The sequence below is a fragment of the Bacillus rugosus genome (assembly GCF_023238245.1).
Lineage (GTDB): Bacteria > Bacillota > Bacilli > Bacillales > Bacillaceae > Bacillus > Bacillus rugosus.
In genome coordinates this window covers 3,018,591-3,037,281 of the sequence record NZ_CP096590.1, presented here as the reverse complement: position 1 = coordinate 3,037,281, position 18,691 = coordinate 3,018,591, and the positions used below count along the sequence as shown (strand labels likewise).

Genomic DNA, 18,691 nt, shown 5'->3' with positions numbered 1-18,691 from the left:
TGAACAGAGTGTACCAAAAAGAGCATGAAGAACAGATTGTGTCCGATATCCTCAGCTATTATCCATTCCATATCGATCATGTGGCGCTGAAATCAAACAAAAGCGGGCGCAAAATCTGGGAGATACAAACCGATCAAGGCCAAAAGCTATTAAAAGAAGCGCAGATGAAACCGGAACGGATGCTTTTTATCACCCAGGCACATGCCCATTTACAAGAAAAAGGGCTGCCAATTGCGCCGATTCATCAAACAAAAAATGGCGGGAGCTGCTTAGGCACGGATCGGGTTTCTTACAGTTTATATGACAAAGTGACAGGAAAAGAAATGATTTACTATGATGCAGAGCAGATGAAAAAGGTTATGTCGTTTGCCGGCCGTTTTCATCATGCGTCAAAAGGATATGTTTGTACAGATGAAAGCAAGAAAAGAAGCAGGCTCGGCAAATGGCATAAATTATACCGGTGGAAACTGCAAGAGTTGGAAGGGAATATGCAGATCGCAGCATCTTATCCAGATGACTTATTTTCGCAAACATTCTTAAAACATGCAGATAAAATGCTGGCAAGAGGAAAAGAAGCCCTGCAAGCGCTTGATGAGTCAGAGTATGAAAATTGGACAAAAGAAACGCTCGAACATGGCGGATTCTGTTTTCAGGATTTTACATTGGCGCGTTTGACTGAGATCGACGGGGAACCTTTTTTAAAAGAGCTTCACTCGATTACCTACGATTTGCCGTCAAGAGATCTGCGCATCCTGCTAAATAAAGTCATGGTTAAGCTTTCTGTATGGGATACCGATTTTATGGTAGCACTGCTTGCAGCCTATGATGCAGTGTATCCGCTCACAGAAAAACAGTACGAGGTGCTATGGATTGATCTCGCGTTTCCGCATTTGTTTTGTGCAATCGGCCATAAATATTATTTGAAGCAAAAGAAAACGTGGTCAGATGAGAAGTACAATTGGGCGCTGCAAAATATGATTTCTGTTGAAGAATCTAAAGATTCGTTTTTGAATAAAATGCCGGAGCTGTATAAAAAAATAAAAGCGTATCGGGAGGCGAATTGACATGAGGTCTTCGAGACAAAAAGCCTCCATTTCTAAACTCGATCTCGACCAATTCGTATTTACACCGCCCGGATCGATGGGATGGCAGGCACATGACACAAGCTCAGCTGAGAAGGAAGAAGAGGAAAAGCATTCGGCAGCGGGCAGTATCAGAGAGCTCCCTAACATCAATGCACCAAAAGAATTTCAAGAAGAGACGAAGGGAAAGGAAACAGACCACAAAGTTATGGATGAAGAGGAAACGAAATCCGAAACCATTCGTGAGTTTGAGGAGGAGCCAGATTACAAACGTTCAGCGCCTCCAATTGAAGAGGAGGATGAAGAACCAGAATTAGTGGAGGAAGCTAGAGTGGAAATTATTGTTCTTCCAAGTGAATCCGCACCGTCTCCATGGTTTTCTCAAACTGTAAAGCGCAAGGCATAAAATCACATTTATGCCTTTTTTCATGCGCTTTGCAGCGAAAAAAAAGCCCGTATTGCAGCACGAGCTGTAGGTTTTATGATTTTGCTTTCACAAAGAGCTGATTGATAAATGATAAATCAAGGTTTTTCGTTAGAAGAGGCGGCGAAAATTGTTTGATTTCCGGTGTCAGAACGGATTGGTAAACGGCATTGAGCCTTTTGGCAGCATGGGTAAAAGTAAATGAAGATTCTACATTGTGCCGGCCGTTTTTTGTGATTTTGTTCATTAATTCCTGGTCTGTAAAGGCTCTGTCAATTGCTTTCGCAAATGAAGAAGGCTTGTTGTAGCTGTCGATGACAAGGCCGTTGACTTCGTGTTTTACAACTTCCCCGTTTCCGCCCCGGTTTGTGGTAATTAAGGGCGTGCCGGCCGCCATTGCTTCATAATTCACACGGGCAAGGGGTTCATTCCACTGAGAGCTGCACACAAATACATCTGCCATCAGAAAGAGGTTTGGAATGTTGTCTGCGGGGATGAATTTCGTAAAAATCACATGGTCTCTGTATGGCAGCGCGAGCTTGCGCAGATAGGTTACATACTGGTTTTCACCGTCATCGCTGAACCACTTCCCGCCTGCTATGACCAGCACAGCGTCGGGATGCTGCTGCAAAATCCGTTTCATGCTGTGAATGAGAAGATGAGGCCCTTTTGTCGGGCTTAAACGGCCGGCGAATAAAATGACTTTTTTATCCTCAATGCCATATTTTTTCCGGTATGTTTCTCTGATAGCTGAACCCTTCATCGTCCAGACAGGCGGATAAGAGTGGATGTCAACGCCGGAGTATACGACTTGTGTAATGTCCTTGGCTTCGGGGAACCGTTCAATAACGGTTTGTTTAATAAATTCGCTGACGGTTGTGATCATTGAGACATTGTCGAGTACTTCTTTTCCTTGCGCGAAGGTCATCTTTTTTTCTGAAAACATTTCGTTATGCAGGCTCAAAACAATCTTGCTGTTTGGTGAAGCTTTTTTATATAAAGAGACATTCAAAGGCCTATTGAACACATGAATAAGGTCAAAGGAAGAGGCTCGCAGCTCCTTCGCTACCGCCTCGCGGTAATGCTCTTTTGGCAGATGAATATAATGTACGCCGTCTTTCGTTTCGTTTTTTGGAAGTGATGGATCTTCTATTGAATAAATGGTCAGATCGTACCGGCTGCTGAAGTAGGGCGTGACACCGTCAATCATCATTTGAATTGCGCCGCCGCGTACCGCGGGCGCCGGCAGCTTTTCTGTACAGATAAAGGCAAGCTTCATTTTCATTCCCCCTGATACAGCGACGTTAAATAGGCGATTTCGTTGGCCAAGCCATCCTTTAAGGACGTGGCGGGATCGTAATGTAAGAGCTGTTTTGCTTTTGAAATATCCGCCCACGTTTTGCTTGGTTCCCCTGCTATTTTATCCGAAAAGTGCAGTGTTGCTTTTTTACCGGAAATGTCTTCAATGAGGGAGACAACCTTTAAGACTGAGGCACGCTCTGCGCCGCCGATATTGACCGTTTCACCAATAAGATGGGGATTCCCAAGAACAGCAGTGATGCCTTTAACACAGTCGCCGATATAGGTGAAATCTCTTGACTGCTGCCCATCACCGAAGATGGTGAGCGGCTTTTGCTGAAGGTGCTGCTTGATAAGCCGGTGAAAAGCCATGTCCGGCCGCTGTCTCGGCCCGTATACGGTAAAGAATCGGAGAATCACAATCGGAATGCCAAAGCTATGTTGATACACATGGCAAAGCTTTTCTCCCGTAAGCTTTGTGACGCCGTACGGAGATAAAGGGGAAAGCGCCGCGTCTTCACTGACCTTCCCTTGTTTATCGCCATAGACTGAAGAGGTGGAAGCAAAGACGAATGTTTTAATCGGATGTTCCCGGCAGGCCTCAAGGAGCCTCTGGAGCGCTTGTATATTATGTGCGGCATATGGGTGGAAATGATCGCCCCAGCTTGAACGGACACCTGGTATGGCTGCCAAATGGAAGATGATATCCACTCCATCCAGCAAGGGGGAAAGATCTGCTGTCAACAGATTTTCCTTTATGAACGTAAATCGTTTTTCTGGCAGCAGGGCTTCAAGGTTTTTGAATTTTAAAGAAAATGGAGTCGGACCAATAAAGTCGTCGATTCCGATAATGTCAAGTGTCTTATCCTTCAGCAATTCTTCGCAGAGATGAGAGCCGATAAATCCCGCTGCACCTGTAACAAGTATTTTCATGGGCGACCAACTCCTGTGCAGATTAGGCCGCAGTCCTCGAGAAGTTCTTTTTTCAGTACGTTGCGCCCGTCGATCACAAGACGCCCTCTCATGATGCTTGCAGCCTTTTTCCAATCTAATGCTAAAAATTCAGGCCATTCTGTTGCCAAAAATAAAAAATCACTCTCTGTTATTGCATCAATAGCTTGAGATTGCTGAGTCACCAGTTGCCGCAAATGTTCTGGAAGAACAGCTTCCGGATCATATGCATGAACATGGCATCCCAGCTCTGTCAGCCTTTCCATCAGCCTGACGGCTTGAGAATTCCTGATGTCATCGGTATGCGGTTTGAAGGAAATGCCGAGTACAGCAGCTTTTTTGCCGTGAAGTGTATCGAAGAATGACTTTATTTTTTTGATATACAGGCCGAGTTGGGTGTCATTGATGTGCTGCACAGCTTGCAGCAGGTAGGTCTCCGTGTTTTTTTCTTGAGCAGCAAATTGCAGCGCCTGCAGATCCTTTGGAAAACAAGAGCCGCCGAATCCGATGCCGGCCTGTAAAAAGTGTGCTCCGATTCTCGGGTCTAGCCCGATGGCGCGGGAAATATCTGAGATATCTGATTGATAGGCTTCACATATGCGGGCCATTTCGTTAATGAATGAAATTTTCGCTGCTAAGAAGAAGTTATTGGCATATTTGATGAGCTCTGCTCCTGCTAAGCTTGTAATGATATAAGGGGTGTCAATGTGTTTGTAAATGGATTTGATGATTGCTGCTGATACGTGATCTCCTTCCTGAACACCGATGACTGTTTTGTCAGGATGCAGCATGTCATACAAGGCGTTGCCTTCCCGCAGAAACTCCGGATTGGATACGATGTTAAACAAGTTTTCGGACACTCCGGAGGCAATCAGCTGTTTTGCTATTTTTTCATTTGTCCCGGGCGGAACAGTGCTTTTCGTAATGATGGTTTTATACGATCCGATTGCCTGGCTCAAATCGCTGATGACGGATTCCAGTGCCTTCGTATCTGCTGATCCGTCCGAACGTGGAGGGGTTCCGACTGCGATAAAAATGACGGGGCATTCTTCCATGCTCGATTTCACTTCAGAAGAAAACGAGAGATTGCCGCAATGATGTAGTGCATCTGAAAGCCCAGGCTCGTAAAAGGGAATGTCTCCATTTTTTAGCTGCTCGATTTTTTTGACGTCTTTGTCTGTGCATATCATGTCATGCCCAATGGATGCCAGTGCCGCTGATAGGGTTAAACCGACATATCCGGCGCCTATTACACAAATTTTCATCACCTGAGCTCCTTTACAAGATTACTGGTCATATATCAATATCCTATTAAAAAAGGGCTGGTTCGTGATTCCGCTTTCTGCCCAGTTGCATCCGCCTAATTTCGGATGTACAAACATCGGGGGGCGCTCTTGGAATATCATGTAATAAACATGAGCTGAGGGGAAAATAACATGATAAAAAAAGCGATCATTCCTGCCGGCGGATTCGGAACGAGGAATCTGCCGGTGACGAAGGTGATTCCGAAAGAGATGTTTCCGGTAGGATCTAAGCCTGTGATTCACTATATTGTTGAAGAGCTGAAGGAGTCAGGCATTGAAGATATTTTAATGGTTGTATCAAGCCAAAAAAATTTGATAGTCGACTATTTTGATTCCTCTTTGGCGCTTGAAGCTTTTCTGGCCTCCCGGCATAAACTGCATTTACTCAGTGAACATCAGATTCCGGATATTCGGATTCATTATGTGCGGCAGCCTTATGCAAAAGGTCTTGGCGACGCGATTTCTTTGGGAAAACAATTTGCAGGCGGAGAATCCTTTGCCGTCGTTTTACCCGATGATCTGATCTTTACTGCTAATCAGCCGGCTTTGGGTCAGTTGATTGAAGCGCATACAAAATATCAGTGCAGTGTGATCGGCTTAAAAGAAACAAAAACGGAGAATTTGCACCATTACGGTGTGATAAAAGGAGAGGCTGTTGAAAAAGGGCTTTATCGCATTCAGGATATTGTGGAAAAGCCTAAACAAAACCCGCCTTCTCATTTTGCCGCAGCAGGACGTTATATTTTTACACCGGATATTTTTGAGAAGCTGGAGACATTAGAAGCTGATGCCGGAGGAGAAGTGCAGCTAACGGATGCGATTAAAGCTTCACTTGGGGCATGCGATGTTTATGGGAAATTGCTGGAGGGCAAACGGTATGACATCGGACTGCAAAAGGATTATCTGAAGCTGATTACCGAGATGCTGAAAACGTAAAAGAACCCCCAATAAGCGGGGGTTCAATCAGCGTGGAGATCGCCAAATGTTGTCATGATTCCCTCTTCATCGAGTTCTTCCTCATAGCGCTCATGAGCTCTGCTTTGATAAACTGTAATTTCTTTGCCTGTGATATCTGTTGCGATGAAATTTTCGTACGACTCTGTATTGCCAATATTTTCTTCGGCATTCATCGTCATATCATCATAGCTGAGCGGAGGGTTTTCCATATCCTGAGGTGTTTGCGAGTTTCCGTATTTTTCGACGTCCTGGTAGGAATCTTCACTGTCATAGGGCGCTCTGATTTCTTCATCATCGTCAAATTCAAATTGTCCGAAAGGTGTTTCTTCTTCGATCGGACGGTCTTTGGAAACGACATCCTGTGACGAATATTCTGCGAGCGTCGTGGCAGTTGGAAGCGCTTCAAGACGGTCATAAGGGATTTCCTTTCCGCTGACTTCACAAATACCGTACGTACCGTTTTCAATCGCTTTCAATGAATGCTCAATGTCCCGGAGATGCTCCCGCTCATGTAAGTCGAGAGCGATGTCTTTTTCACGCTCGTAAAGTTCGGTTGCATGATCTCCGGGGTGGTTATCATAAGCTGAAAGCTCACCCATTGAATCATAAGGAAAGGCTGAGTTAAGCTGAAAATGGTCATTGTCTTTGAAACGGTTTAAGATATCTTCTTTTGTTTGTTCCAGTTCATGTTTTAAATGTTGCAGCTGGTCTTTTGTAAGCAATGTGATCGCCTCGTTTCTCTGTGATGCATACCTTTAGTATGAACAGATCGTCTGAGAACTTTCATAAATGGCCTGTGGAGAAATATAGGAGATTTCCCTTATATGGTAAGCGGATACAACCTTTGCTATCAGTGGAGAAAATAATTTAAGGTTTGTTTCTTTTTCATTTCTGAAATTAGGTTTATAATAGGTAAGGCAGGCCATTTGGACTGCATGATCTGTGTGTTTGACACAAAGGAGACACAGGTGTATGGTATTAAAAGCATTTTAAGGATTATGGAGGAATGTCTCATGGTGACAACGGTGCAGCGTACGTTCCGAAAGGAAGTTCTACATGCATTACATAAAGCCAAAGAAGTCAACCATGCTGTCTTAATAAGCTATTCGAGACAAATCGAGTCTCTTGACCCTCTATCATTTTTCAATTACGGAGCAAAAAAATATACAGGCAATCGATTTTTTTGGTCAGATCCTGAAAGTGAATTGACAATAGTCGGTCTTGGCAAAGAAGCGGTTTTCCAGACAAATCAAAAAAACAGCGAGCGGTATCGCGAGGTTTCTAAACAATGGGAGCGCTTTAAAAAGACGGCTTTTCATATTTATGAAGAAGAAAAGCTGCAGCATTCTGCAGTGGGACCAGTGTTATTCGGAGGATTTTCTTTTGACCCTTGCGAAGAAAAAGGTACACAATGGGACCATTTCTCGGAAGGGGATTTCTTTGTGCCTGCGCTTATGCTTACGATGACTGCCGAAGGCCCGTTCTTAACAGTCAACAGATGGGTAAGCGAAGAGGAAGATGCAGAGGCAGTGTTGGAAGGTTTGAAGGCTTTTGCAGCCGAATTTATGGTTTCCGACTTAAATCAAGAAGATCAGGCTGTGATTGCAGCAGCTCAAGAGCTGGATAAGGATGATTGGCTGAAAGCAATCGAAACGGCAACAAAGCAAATTAAAGAGAAACAATATAATAAGGTGGTTCTTGCCCGAGAGCTGCTGCTCACGTTTGACGGCCCGGTCCAAATTGAACCGGTTCTTAAAACACTTCTGAACGATCAGCAGACAAGCTATGTTTTTGCAATCGAACAGGAAGGAAAAACCTTTGTCGGCGCGTCTCCGGAAAGACTGATCAAGAGAGACGGCAGCACTGTTATGTCTTCTTGTCTGGCAGGCTCCATTAAACGCGGCACGAATGAAGAAGAAGATCGCCGCATAGGCCTTGAGTTATTAAACGATGAGAAAAATCTGCTGGAGCACGATATTGTTGTAGGCATGATTCATAACGCTTTTGTATCAAGCTGTTCGGAGGTTGAAAAGCCTGATGGACCTGTATTGTACAAAACGAAAAGCGTTCAGCATTTATTTACGCCGATTGTCGGGCAGCTTCGTGAGTCTGCTTCGCTTTTTGACTTAATTGAGAAACTGCATCCCACACCGGCGCTTGGGGGAGCGCCTCAGAAAAAAGCTGTTGAAGTGATCAGAGATATCGAACCGCTGTCCCGCGGCTGGTATGCGGCACCTATCGGCTGGATTGACAGCCAGGATAACGGGGAATTCGCAGTGGCCATCCGTTCCGGACTGATCGAGGGCAGTACAGCAAGGCTGTTTGCCGGATGCGGCATTGTGGAAGACTCAGACCCGCAATCGGAATATGAGGAAACACAGATTAAATTGAAGCCTATGATCTCTGCATTAGGAGGTGAGAGGCGTTGACAGCCAACCCAATTACTCATTATATTGGAAGTTTTATTGATGAATTCGCCCTTTCCGGGATTACGGATGCCGTCGTTTGTCCGGGCTCAAGATCCACACCGCTGGCTATTCTTGCAGCTGCGCATCCCGATATCAGCATTCATGTCCAAATAGATGAAAGATCTGCCGGATTTTTTGCTTTAGGGCTGGCAAAAGCGAAGCAGCGTCCCGTGCTTTTGATCTGTACATCAGGAACAGCCGCGGCCAACTTTTATCCGGCTGTGATTGAAGCCCATTATTCAAGAGTGCCCATTATTGTGTTAACTGCTGATCGGCCTCACGAGCTGCGCGAAGTAGGCGCACCGCAGGCTATTAATCAGCACTTCTTATTCGGTAACTTTGTTAAGTTTTTCACAGACTCTGCTCTTCCTGAAGAGTCTCCGCAAATGCTGAGATATATTCGAACGCTGGCCGGCCGCGCCGCCGGGGAAGCACAAAAGCGCCCAATGGGACCTGTGCATGTGAATGTGCCGCTGCGTGAACCGCTGATGCCGGATCTTTCAGATGAACCGTTTGGAAGAATGAGAACAGGGCGTCACGTTTCTGTGAAAACGGGTACGCAGTCTGTTGACCGCGAATCCCTTTCTGAGATGGCTGCAATGCTGGCAGAGGCTGAAAAAGGAATGATCGTCTGCGGAGAGCTCCATAGTGATGCGGATAAGGAAAACATTATTGAGTTGTCAAAGGCGCTTAAGTATCCGATTTTAGCGGATCCGCTGTCTAATCTGCGAAACGGTGTTCATGATAAAAGCACGGTCATTGATGCGTATGATTCATTTTTAAAAGATGATGAGCTTAAGTCGAAACTTCGTCCTGATGTTGTCATCCGTTTTGGACCGATGCCTGTTTCAAAACCGGTTTTCTTATGGCTCAGAGATGCTCCGGCAATTCAGCAGATTGTGATTGACGAGGATGGAGGATGGAGAGATCCCACACAGGCAAGCGCGCATATGATTCACTGCAATGCATCTGCTTTTGCTGAAGCAATCATAGCGGAACATGCTGATATGGCCAGATCAAAAGAATGGCTGGAAAAGTGGCAGTTTGTCAATGAACGGTTCCGTGCGCATCTGCAAACAATCAGCAGTAAAGAGGTTTCGTTTGAAGGCAATCTCTATCGAATCCTTCAGCATCTTGTGCCTGAAGACAGTTCTCTGTTTGTCGGTAACAGTATGCCGATCAGGGATGTTGATACGTTTTTTGAAAAGCAGGAACGCAATTTTCGGATTTATTCAAACAGGGGCGCAAACGGGATAGACGGTGTCGTCTCCTCTGCTATGGGGGTATGTGAAGGAACAAAAGCACCTGTTACCCTCGTGATTGGAGATTTATCTTTTTATCACGATTTAAACGGACTGCTGGCTGCCAAAAAGCTGGGCATTCCTCTTACTGTCATTCTCGTGAATAATGACGGCGGAGGGATTTTCTCATTTTTGCCGCAGGCTTCTGACAAGACACACTTTGAAGATTTGTTCGGCACGCCGACAGGGCTCGATTTCAAGCATGCGGCTGCACTATACGGCGGAACATATTCATGTCCTGCCTCGTGGGATGAATTCAAAGCAGCTTACGCACCGCAGGCAGACAAGCCCGGGCTACATTTGATAGAAATCAAAACGGATCGCCAATCGAGAGTTCAGCTCCATCGCGATATGCTGAATGAGGCTGTGCGGGAAGTGAAAAAACAATGGGAACTGTAAACATAGCTGTTTCAGATGGTGTCCAATATGCTGTGACAGACGAGCGGCCGAATGCTTCCGAAGCCGTCGTCTGCCTGCACGGGTTTACCGGCAGCAAACAATCATGGACTTTTCTTGATGGACTGCTGCCTGATTTCCGGTTGATCAAAATTGATTGTTTAGGGCATGGCGAAACCGATGCCCCACTGAATGGGAAAAGATACAGCACAAGCCGGCAAGTTTCTGACCTTGCCGAGATTTTTGATCAATTAAAACTTCACAAGGTGAAATTGATTGGGTATTCTATGGGAGGCAGGCTTGCTTATTCTTTTGCGACGGCATATCCCGAACGGGTATCGGCACTTGTGCTTGAAAGCACAACACCGGGGCTTAAAACGCTTGAGGAACGGCGGGACCGGATCATGCGGGACCGGAAGCTTGCTGATTTTATTTTGAGTGATGGGATCAATGCTTTTGTGCAGTATTGGGAGAACATCCCTTTGTTTTCATCCCAGCAGCGGCTGGGTGAAGATATTCGGCACAGGATACGGTCTGGCCGTCTGCGAAACAATAAGATTGGGCTTGCAAATAGTTTAACGGGTATGGGCACTGGTTCACAGCCGTCCTTGTGGAACCGTGTAGAAGAAATAGCCGTACCCGTGCTTCTGATCTGCGGAGAATGGGACGAAAAGTTTTGCGCCATCAATCAAGAGGTGCATAAGAAGCTTCCATCTAGTAGAATAGAGATTGTTCCAAAAGCCGGCCATACGGTCCATGTGGAACAACCGCGATTTTTTGGTAAAATAGTGAGTGAGTTTTTGACAAGCATCTGACACACTCACATAGAGAATAAAAGGAGGTCATCATATGGCTGCAGAATGGAAAACAAAACGGACATACGATGAAATATTGTACGAAACGTATAATGGTATTGCAAAAATAACAATCAACCGCCCTGAGGTACATAACGCGTTTACCCCTAAAACGGTTGCTGAAATGATTGATGCGTTTGCTGACGCGAGAGACGATCAAAACGTTGGGGTTATCGTGCTTGCCGGTGCCGGAGACAAAGCATTTTGTTCAGGCGGAGACCAAAAAGTGCGCGGCCACGGCGGATATGTAGGAGACGACCAGATTCCGCGTCTAAATGTACTGGATCTTCAGCGTTTAATCCGTGTCATTCCAAAACCGGTTGTCGCAATGGTGTCCGGGTATGCGATCGGCGGAGGCCATGTGCTTCACATCGTATGTGACTTGACAATCGCTGCCGACAACGCGATTTTCGGACAAACAGGCCCTAAAGTGGGAAGCTTTGACGCTGGTTATGGTTCTGGCTACCTGGCTCGAATCGTAGGACATAAAAAAGCCCGTGAAATCTGGTATCTGTGCCGTCAGTACAACGCACAGGAAGCGCTTGACATGGGTCTTGTCAACACAGTCGTTCCTTTGGAACAACTTGAAGAAGAAACGATTAAATGGTGTGAAGAAATGCTTGAAAAAAGCCCAACCGCACTTCGTTTTCTTAAAGCTGCGTTTAACGCGGACACAGACGGACTTGCTGGAATTCAGCAGTTTGCAGGGGATGCCACCCTTCTTTACTACACAACTGATGAAGCAAAAGAAGGCCGTGATTCCTTTAAGGAAAAACGCAAACCTGATTTCGGACAGTTCCCTCGTTTCCCGTGATCAGCAATACTTAGTAAACAAACAGCTTGAGACTTTGCGGTCCAAGCTGTTTTCTTTTCAATACAGACATTTTACCTCGGAGATGATGACATGCTGACAGAACAGCCTAACTGGCTCATGCAGCGGGCACAGCTGACACCTGAGAGAATCGCTCTCATCTATGGAGACCAAACCGTGACCTTTGCAGAATTGTTTGCTGCGTCTAAGCGAATGGCGGCGCAGCTTGCTGCTCATTCGGTTCGGAAAGGAGATACTGCGGCTATTTTGCTCCAAAACCGTGCAGAAATGGTATACGCCGTTCATGCTTGTTTTTTGCTTGGTGTTAAGGCGGTGCTTCTGAATACGAAGCTGTCAACACATGAAAGGCTGTTTCAACTGAAGGATTCCGGCGCCCGCTTTTTACTGACAGATTCAAACGTTGACAAGCAAGATTATGAGCAAACCGTTCAAACCATTGATGTGGACGAACTGATGAAAGAAGCCGCAGAGGAAATTGAGATCCAAGCTTATATGCAATTGGATCAAACGGCAACGCTGATGTATACGTCGGGTACGACTGGCAAGCCCAAGGGAGTTCAGCAAACGTTCGGAAACCATTATTTCAGTGCGGTGTCATCCGCGCTTAATTTGGGTATAACAGAACAAGACCGCTGGCTTATCGCATTGCCGCTCTTTCACATAAGTGGATTGTCCGCGCTATTTAAATCTGTGATCTATGGAATGACTGTCGTGCTTCACCAGCGTTTTTCAGTAAGCGATGTGCTGGATTCTATCAACAGGTATCAAGTGACAATGATATCTGCGGTGCAGACAATGCTGGCCAGTCTTTTGGAAGAAACAAGCCGCTGTCCTGAATCCATCAGGTGCATTCTGCTCGGCGGAGGTCCTGCACCGCTGCCATTACTGGAGGAGTGCCGTGAGAAAGGATTCCCTGTTTTTCAGTCATACGGAATGACAGAGACATGCTCACAAATTGTTACCCTGGCGCCGGAATTCAGTATGGAAAAGCTCGGATCTGCAGGTAAACCGCTGTTTTCATGCGAAATCAAAATAGAGCGGGACGGACAGGTGTGTGAACCGTTTGAACACGGTGAAATCATGGTCAAAGGCCCGAATGTGATGAAAAGCTATTTTAACCGGGAGAGCGCAAACGAAGCCTCCTTTCAAAATGGCTGGCTGAAAACAGGTGATCTTGGGTATTTGGACAGCGAAGGCTTTTTATATGTACTGGACAGACGTTCAGATTTGATCATATCAGGCGGAGAAAACATTTATCCAGCTGAAGTGGAGTCAGTGCTGCTTTCACACCCTTCTGTAGCCGAAGCCGGTGTTTCAGGGGCAGAGGACAAAAAATGGGGGAAAGTGCCCCACGCCTATCTTGTCCTTCACAAGCCTGTGAGCGCAGAAGAATTGACCGCCTACTGCAAAGAACGCTTGGCGAAGTATAAAATTCCGGCAAAATTCTTTGTACTGGACAGCCTGCCGCGCAATGCGTCTAATAAGCTCATGCGAAATCAGCTGAAGGATGCGCGTAAAGGAGAACTGCTATGATCGAAATAGAGAAAATTACGCTTTACCATTTGAACATGAATTTAAAGAAACCATTCAAAAACAGTATTGAAACGCTTCAGGAGCGTAAATTTCTGATCGTGGAAGCTATTGATACATCCGGTGTCACAGGCTGGGGAGAAGTGTCTGCGTTCTCTTCGCCTTGGTACACCGAGGAAACCATTGGAACATGTTTGCACATGTTAAAGGACTTTTTTATTCCCAATGTTGTGGGACGTGAATTCAATCACCCTTCCGACGTGCCGGACAGTCTGGCGCGCTATAAAGGAAATCGGATGGCAAAAGCAGGACTTGAATCGGCCGTCTGGGATATCTATGCGAAAAAGAAGGGCATACCCCTCGCCGAGGCATTGGGCGGGACAAGAGATAAAGTGCCTGCTGGGGTTGTTGTCGGCCTGGCGCCTCTTGACGATATGCTGAAGGAAATTGAGAGCTATCAAAAAGAAGGATATCAAAGAATAAAAATAAAAATTCAGCCGGGGCAGGATGTGGAATTGGTCAAGGCCATCCGCAGCCGATTCCCAAACATCCCGCTCATGGCCGATGCTAATTCCTCCTATGAGCTGAAGGATATCAGCCGCTTAAAGGAGCTTGACGAGTACCATTTAATGATGATTGAGCAGCCGCTCCAAGCTGATGACATCGTGGACCACCGCCACTTGCAGAAACATTTGAACACGGCCATTTGCCTTGATGAAAGCATTTGTTCAGCTGATGATGCAAGACGGGCGATTGAGCTCGGAAGCTGCAAAATCATTAATATTAAACCTTCACGTGTCGGCGGTTTAACAGAAGCCTTAAAAATTCATGATTTATGCAGAGAGCATCATATGCAGGTTTGGTGCGGCGGAATGCTGGAAACGGGCATTTCCCGAGCCCAAAACGTGGCGCTTGCTTCACTGCCGCAATTCACAATACCTGGTGATATTTCATCATCTTCACGTTATTGGGATGAAGATATTGTAACCCCTGATATCCGTATTGATAATGGATTTATATCTGTGTCGAAACAGCCTGGTTTAGGGGTTGAAGTGAATCAGGACATTATGAGAAAATATGTGACCAAAATGGATGTTTTCACACAGCATGGATAAGAAAAAAGCATTTTGCCATTTTGAGAGAATGTCAGTGTGCTGTTATAGTAAAAGCGTTCGTTGAATACATCCCTTCTCGTTTGGACCGGCTGCTAACCCAGCCGGTTTTTTTATGTAATTGTTGCTTGACAAAAGTGGACAAACGCGATATTTTTGCACAAGGGAAACTTTTTGTCCTATATAAATAAAATATGCTTTTAGCTAATTTAATGTCACATGTCTAAGAAATAAAAACATAAGATAATACAATCAGACATTGGTGGCAAAGAGGAGGGAATATATGAAACAGGGACTGATGGCAGCAATGCTTTTTGCCTGCTTTGCTTTAACGGGATGTGGTACGGATTCAGCTGGAAAAAGCGCCGATCACCGGTTACAGGTAACGGCAACAACATCCCAAGTTGCCAATGCAGCCGAAAACATTGGAGGGAAGCATGTAAAAGTCACCTCTTTAATGGGACCGGGGGTTGATCCGCATCTTTACAAAGCATCACAAGGTGATACGAAAAAATTAATGTCAGCCGATGTTGTGTTGTACAGCGGATTGCATTTGGAAGGGAAAATGGAGGACGTTCTCCAAAAAATAGGCGAACAAAAACAAACAGCGGCTGTCGCTGAGGCCATACCTAAAAGCAAGCTTATTTCTGCCGGAGAAGGCAAGACGTTTGATCCGCACGTTTGGTTTAGCATTCCGCTATGGATCTATGCAGTGGATGAAATCGAAGCGCAATTCAGCAAAGCGATGCCTGAGCATGCGGATGATTTTAAGAAAAATGCCAAAGAGTACAAAGAAGATTTGCAATATTTAGATAAGTGGTCGCGTCAGGAGATCGCACATATTCCGGAGAAAAGCCGTGTGCTTGTTACAGCTCACGATGCCTTTGCGTATTTTGGAAAAGAGTATGGTTTTCAGGTGGAAGGCCTGCAAGGACTCAGCACAGATTCGGATTACGGATTGAAGGATGTTCAGGAGCTGGTCGATCTCCTGACAGAAAAACAAATAAAAGCTGTTTTTGTAGAAAGCAGCGTATCTGAAAAATCAATAAATGCGGTGGTGGAGGGGGCTAAAGAAAAAGGCCATACAGTCACAATCGGCGGTCAGCTCTATTCGGATGCCATGGGCGAAAAGGGCACAATAGAAGGCACCTACGAAGGAATGTTCCGCCACAATATCAACACAATTACTAAAGCGCTTAAATAAAGAAAAGAGGTGAAGGTATGTTCCCTGTTGAGCTTGATAATGTGACGGTCGCTTATCATAAAAAGCCTGTTCTGCAGGAAATTTCGCTGCAGGTGCCTGAAGGAAAACTGATTGGCATTATCGGTCCAAACGGTGCGGGAAAATCGACTTTGATCAAAACCATTCTCGGTCTTGTGCCCTGCGCTTCAGGAGACATCTCTATTTACGGCAAAGACTATAAAGATCAGCGGACAAGAATCGGATACGTACCGCAGCGCGGCTCGGTTGACTGGGATTTTCCCACAAACGCGCTCGATGTGGTGCTGATGGGAAGGTATGGCCGTATCGGTTTATTGAAAAGGCCCAAAAAAGCCGATGTGGATATGGCGAAGGCTGCTTTAGAAAAAGTCGGGATGCTTGATTATGCGAAAAGGCAGATCAGCCAGCTGTCAGGAGGCCAGCAGCAGCGGGTGTTTCTTGCCCGGGCACTATGCCAGGACGCCGACATTTATTTTATGGATGAACCGTTTGCCGGCGTTGATGCAGCGACGGAGCGGGCAATTATGACGCTTTTAGCGGAACTCAAAGAAAAAGGAAAAACAGTGCTTGTCGTCCACCATGACCTGCAGACCGCCGAGGATTATTTTGATTGGATCCTACTGCTTCATCTAAGAATAATCGCTTTCGGACCGGCGGAAAACGTTTTTACGATCGAAAACCTGCAAAAAACGTATGGAGGAAGGCTGACGTTTCTAAAAGATAAAGTGCTGGCAGAAGGACATAAGGGGTGAGCGCATTGTTTGAAAGTTTGTGGCTGCAGCTCCAGCATCCGAATACACAGTGGGTGCTGGCGGGTACGCTTTTGCTCGGGGCGGCAAGCGGTGTTTTGGGCAGTTTTGTGCTGCTGAGAAAGCAAAGTTTAATTGGTGATGCGATGGCCCACTCAGCTCTGCCGGGAGTGTGTCTCGCTTTTTTGTTAACCGGGCAAAAATCACTGTCTTTCTTTTTGCTGGGGGCAGCGCTTGCCGGGCTGCTCGGAACGTGGTGTATTCAACTGATTCCGCGGCTTTCAAAAACAAAAGAGGATTCTGCAATCGGGATTGTTCTCTCTGTGTTTTTTGGCGTCGGGATCATACTGCTGACATATATTCAGCAGCAGGGAACGGGAAGCCAAAGCGGGCTTGATTCTTTTTTGTTCGGCCAGGCCGCTTCGTTGGTCAGGGCGGATATCATTTTGATTGCCGGAATATCTGCTGTTCTATTACTCCTTTCCATGGTTTTCTTTAAGGAGTTTACGTTGATAACTTTCGATCTCGCGTTTGCAAAGGGATTGGGACTGCCGGTGCGTTTTTTAAACGGGCTTTTGGCTTGCCTTATCGTCTGTGCTGTCGTCATCGGGCTTCAGACAGTTGGTGTAATATTAATGGCGGCTATGCTGATTACGCCTGCCATAGCTGCAAGGTATTGGACCGAACGATTAACCGGAATGATAGTCATTGCCGGGGTCACAGGCGGGGTCAGCGGCGTGGCTGGAACCTTGCTGAGCACGACGATGAAGGGAATGGCGACAGGGCCATTGATGATCTTATCAGCAACGATGATCTTTTTATTTTCAATGATTTGCGCGCCTAAGCGGGGATTGGCTGCAAAAGCAATAAGGCTGATCAGGCTGCGGCGCAAAACAAGCCGGGAGCAGGTGCTGCTGACGATTTATGAGCAGTATGAAAAGAACGATCTTTATGTAACAGCTGAAAATGTAAGAAAAAAAAGGCGGCTATCCCCTTCATTATGCCATAAGGTATTGAATGACTTGGAAAAAGAGAAGTGCATCGTGCGTGTTGAAAATGGGATTTGGCAAATGACACGCACTGGGATCGAAAAAGGCTATCACATGGCTTTGAAGCATCGGATGTATGAAATGTACCTGATGCACGAAAGGGAGCTTGCGAATATAGAAATTGACCAGGATCATTTTGACCCGGATCGTTTGCCTGGGGAAACAAGAGCGCGGCTTTTTTCACTCTTAAAGCTGTATGGCCGGATGCCTGAGCTTCAGAAGACGGCCCCCGATGCCGAGAAGGGACAGATCGTAAATGAGTTTTGAAGCATGGATTATAGCGACCGGTGTATTAGTCGGTGTAAGCTGCGCATTGATTGGCACATTTCTCGTGTTGAGAAGAATGGCGATGCTGGCCGACGCGATCAGCCATACAGTGTTGCTTGGCATTGTCGGTGCTTTTCTTGTGACAGGAAGTCTTGATGGGATTTCTATGTTTATCGGCGCGGCTGTATCTGGACTGTTAACGGCATTTTTGGTTCAGCTTCTCCACAGCAAGGGGGTTCAATCAGATGCCGCCATAGGGGTCGTTTTTACATCCTTATTTGCGGTCGGTGTCATTTTGCTTTCTGTGTACGGAGCGAATGTTCATCTTGATATTGAGCACTCGTTAATGGGAGAAATCGCTTTTGTGCCGTGGAGTACGGTGACGGTATTCGGAGTTGACATCGGGCCGAAAGCGTTTTGGATGCTGGCATCTGTTTTGGTTTTAAATGTATTGTTGATCAGTGTGTGCTATAAGGAGTTCAAAATCGCTTCGTTTGACCCGCAAATGGCTTTAGCTCTGGGAATACCAGTTTTGCTGATTCATTATGTGCAAATGGGCATGCTGTCGCTGACCACCGTTGCTTCTTTTGATTCGGTTGGTGCTGTATTGGTTGTAGCCATGCTGATTGTCCCGCCTGCTGCGGCTCATTTGCTGACAGACCGGCTGCTTTTTATGCTGATTATCAGCGCGGTGATTGGAGGGCTGTCGGCGGTTATGGGCTATTTCTTCGCAACGTGGCTCAATGTTTCGATTTCCGGAGCGATGGCGGCCATGACAGGTGTATGTTATGCTGGCGCCTTTTTGTTTTCACCTGCAAACGGGGTCGTGACTAAAAAGCTGAGAACACTGAACATGCAAAAAGAAAGAGCTGGCTGATGCAGCTCCTTCTTTTG

At 46.1% G+C, this 18,691-nt stretch carries 17 protein-coding genes; 13 read left to right on the top strand and 4 right to left on the bottom strand.

The features are described 5' to 3' along the window. Positions 1-8: 8 nt before the first annotated feature. Complete coding sequence (gene cotS, locus M0696_RS15415) at positions 9-1,064, top strand: spore coat putative kinase CotS (protein ID WP_222143401.1); 1,056 nt, start codon at positions 9-11, stop codon at positions 1,062-1,064. 1 nt (position 1,065) lies between these two features. Next, entirely contained in the window at positions 1,066-1,488 is a 423-nt protein-coding gene (locus tag M0696_RS15410; protein ID WP_222143400.1) for a hypothetical protein, read from the top strand. Positions 1,489-1,561: 73 nt separating this feature from the next. Here the strand turns inward: M0696_RS15410 and M0696_RS15405 are convergent, their stop codons facing one another. The 3 genes from M0696_RS15405 to M0696_RS15395 are packed head-to-tail and all read right to left on the bottom strand — an operon-like array spanning position 1,562 to position 5,021. After that, positions 1,562-2,785 (bottom strand): glycosyltransferase family 4 protein, encoded by a 1,224-nt coding sequence (locus M0696_RS15405; protein WP_248602127.1) that lies wholly within the window; start codon positions 2,783-2,785, stop codon positions 1,562-1,564. A gap of 2 nt (positions 2,786-2,787) precedes the next feature. Further along, a complete protein-coding gene (locus M0696_RS15400) occupies positions 2,788-3,738 on the bottom strand; it encodes an NAD-dependent epimerase/dehydratase family protein (protein ID WP_222143398.1) in 951 nt (316 codons plus the stop codon). Continuing rightward, on the bottom strand, positions 3,735-5,021 hold the full coding sequence (locus tag M0696_RS15395; protein ID WP_166849294.1) for a UDP-glucose dehydrogenase family protein: 1,287 nt from the start codon (positions 5,019-5,021) through the stop codon (positions 3,735-3,737). Before M0696_RS15395 ends, M0696_RS15400 begins: the two co-directional genes overlap by 4 nt. A gap of 171 nt (positions 5,022-5,192) precedes the next feature. On the opposite strand from M0696_RS15395, the gene M0696_RS15390 reads away from it, so the two are divergent. After that, a complete protein-coding gene (locus M0696_RS15390) occupies positions 5,193-5,996 on the top strand; it encodes a UTP--glucose-1-phosphate uridylyltransferase (protein WP_248602126.1) in 804 nt (267 codons plus the stop codon). A gap of 23 nt (positions 5,997-6,019) precedes the next feature. Here M0696_RS15390 and M0696_RS15385 read toward each other — a convergent pair whose 3' ends face one another. After that, a complete protein-coding gene (locus M0696_RS15385) occupies positions 6,020-6,739 on the bottom strand; it encodes a yteA family sporulation protein (protein WP_166849299.1) in 720 nt (239 codons plus the stop codon). A 291-nt stretch (positions 6,740-7,030) separates the two neighbouring features. Here M0696_RS15385 and M0696_RS15380 point away from each other — a divergent pair, with 291 nt between their 5' ends. The 10 genes from M0696_RS15380 to mntD all read left to right on the top strand — a co-directional run bounded on the left by M0696_RS15380 (position 7,031) and on the right by mntD (position 18,674). Next, positions 7,031-8,446, top strand: coding sequence for an isochorismate synthase (locus M0696_RS15380; protein WP_166849302.1), 1,416 nt, complete (start codon positions 7,031-7,033; stop codon positions 8,444-8,446). Continuing rightward, entirely contained in the window at positions 8,443-10,185 is a 1,743-nt protein-coding gene (gene menD / locus M0696_RS15375) for a 2-succinyl-5-enolpyruvyl-6-hydroxy-3-cyclohexene-1-carboxylic-acid synthase (RefSeq protein WP_222143395.1), read from the top strand. Before M0696_RS15380 ends, menD begins: the two co-directional genes overlap by 4 nt. Then, complete coding sequence (gene menH, locus M0696_RS15370; protein ID WP_166849309.1) at positions 10,173-10,997, top strand: 2-succinyl-6-hydroxy-2,4-cyclohexadiene-1-carboxylate synthase; 825 nt, start codon at positions 10,173-10,175, stop codon at positions 10,995-10,997. The genes menD and menH overlap by 13 nt, the downstream gene beginning before the upstream one ends. Before the next feature lie 34 nt (positions 10,998-11,031). Next, complete coding sequence (gene menB, locus M0696_RS15365; RefSeq protein WP_003219322.1) at positions 11,032-11,850, top strand: 1,4-dihydroxy-2-naphthoyl-CoA synthase; 819 nt, start codon at positions 11,032-11,034, stop codon at positions 11,848-11,850. A 90-nt stretch (positions 11,851-11,940) separates the two neighbouring features. Then, positions 11,941-13,401, top strand: coding sequence for an o-succinylbenzoate--CoA ligase (locus M0696_RS15360; protein ID WP_166849312.1), 1,461 nt, complete (start codon positions 11,941-11,943; stop codon positions 13,399-13,401). Next, positions 13,398-14,513: an o-succinylbenzoate synthase gene (gene menC / locus M0696_RS15355; RefSeq protein ID WP_222143394.1), complete on the top strand. Its 1,116-nt coding sequence runs from the start codon at positions 13,398-13,400 to the stop codon at positions 14,511-14,513. Before M0696_RS15360 ends, menC begins: the two co-directional genes overlap by 4 nt. 280 nt (positions 14,514-14,793) lie before the next feature. Continuing rightward, complete coding sequence (locus tag M0696_RS15350; RefSeq protein WP_222143393.1) at positions 14,794-15,714, top strand: metal ABC transporter solute-binding protein, Zn/Mn family; 921 nt, start codon at positions 14,794-14,796, stop codon at positions 15,712-15,714. Between the two features lie 17 nt (positions 15,715-15,731). After that, positions 15,732-16,484, top strand: coding sequence for a manganese ABC transporter ATP-binding protein MntB (mntB, locus tag M0696_RS15345; protein WP_222143392.1), 753 nt, complete (start codon positions 15,732-15,734; stop codon positions 16,482-16,484). Positions 16,485-16,489: 5 nt separating this feature from the next. After that, complete coding sequence (locus tag M0696_RS15340; RefSeq protein WP_248602125.1) at positions 16,490-17,797, top strand: metal ABC transporter permease; 1,308 nt, start codon at positions 16,490-16,492, stop codon at positions 17,795-17,797. Continuing rightward, positions 17,787-18,674, top strand: coding sequence for a manganese ABC transporter permease MntD (gene mntD, locus M0696_RS15335; RefSeq protein ID WP_222143390.1), 888 nt, complete (start codon positions 17,787-17,789; stop codon positions 18,672-18,674). The genes M0696_RS15340 and mntD overlap by 11 nt, the downstream gene beginning before the upstream one ends. Positions 18,675-18,691: the final 17 nt, after the last annotated feature.

What these genes read in the sequence shown, in the direction of transcription:
- M0696_RS15410 (WP_222143400.1), top strand. Translation starts at nt 1,066, where the DNA reads ATGAGGTCTTCGAGACAAAAAGCCTCCATTTCTAAACTCGATCTCGAC.
- M0696_RS15405 (WP_248602127.1), bottom strand. Translation starts at nt 2,785, where the DNA reads ATGAAGCTTGCCTTTATCTGTACAGAAAAGCTGCCGGCGCCCGCGGTA.
- M0696_RS15400 (WP_222143398.1), bottom strand. Translation starts at nt 3,738, where the DNA reads ATGAAAATACTTGTTACAGGTGCAGCGGGATTTATCGGCTCTCATCTC.
- M0696_RS15395 (WP_166849294.1), bottom strand. Translation starts at nt 5,021, where the DNA reads ATGAAAATTTGTGTAATAGGCGCCGGATATGTCGGTTTAACCCTATCA.
- M0696_RS15390 (WP_248602126.1), top strand. Translation starts at nt 5,193, where the DNA reads ATGATAAAAAAAGCGATCATTCCTGCCGGCGGATTCGGAACGAGGAAT.
- M0696_RS15380 (WP_166849302.1), top strand. Translation starts at nt 7,031, where the DNA reads ATGGTGACAACGGTGCAGCGTACGTTCCGAAAGGAAGTTCTACATGCA.
- menH (WP_166849309.1), top strand. Translation starts at nt 10,173, where the DNA reads ATGGGAACTGTAAACATAGCTGTTTCAGATGGTGTCCAATATGCTGTG.
- menB (WP_003219322.1), top strand. Translation starts at nt 11,032, where the DNA reads ATGGCTGCAGAATGGAAAACAAAACGGACATACGATGAAATATTGTAC.
- M0696_RS15360 (WP_166849312.1), top strand. Translation starts at nt 11,941, where the DNA reads ATGCTGACAGAACAGCCTAACTGGCTCATGCAGCGGGCACAGCTGACA.
- menC (WP_222143394.1), top strand. Translation starts at nt 13,398, where the DNA reads ATGATCGAAATAGAGAAAATTACGCTTTACCATTTGAACATGAATTTA.
- M0696_RS15350 (WP_222143393.1), top strand. Translation starts at nt 14,794, where the DNA reads ATGAAACAGGGACTGATGGCAGCAATGCTTTTTGCCTGCTTTGCTTTA.
- mntB (WP_222143392.1), top strand. Translation starts at nt 15,732, where the DNA reads ATGTTCCCTGTTGAGCTTGATAATGTGACGGTCGCTTATCATAAAAAG.
- mntD (WP_222143390.1), top strand. Translation starts at nt 17,787, where the DNA reads ATGAGTTTTGAAGCATGGATTATAGCGACCGGTGTATTAGTCGGTGTA.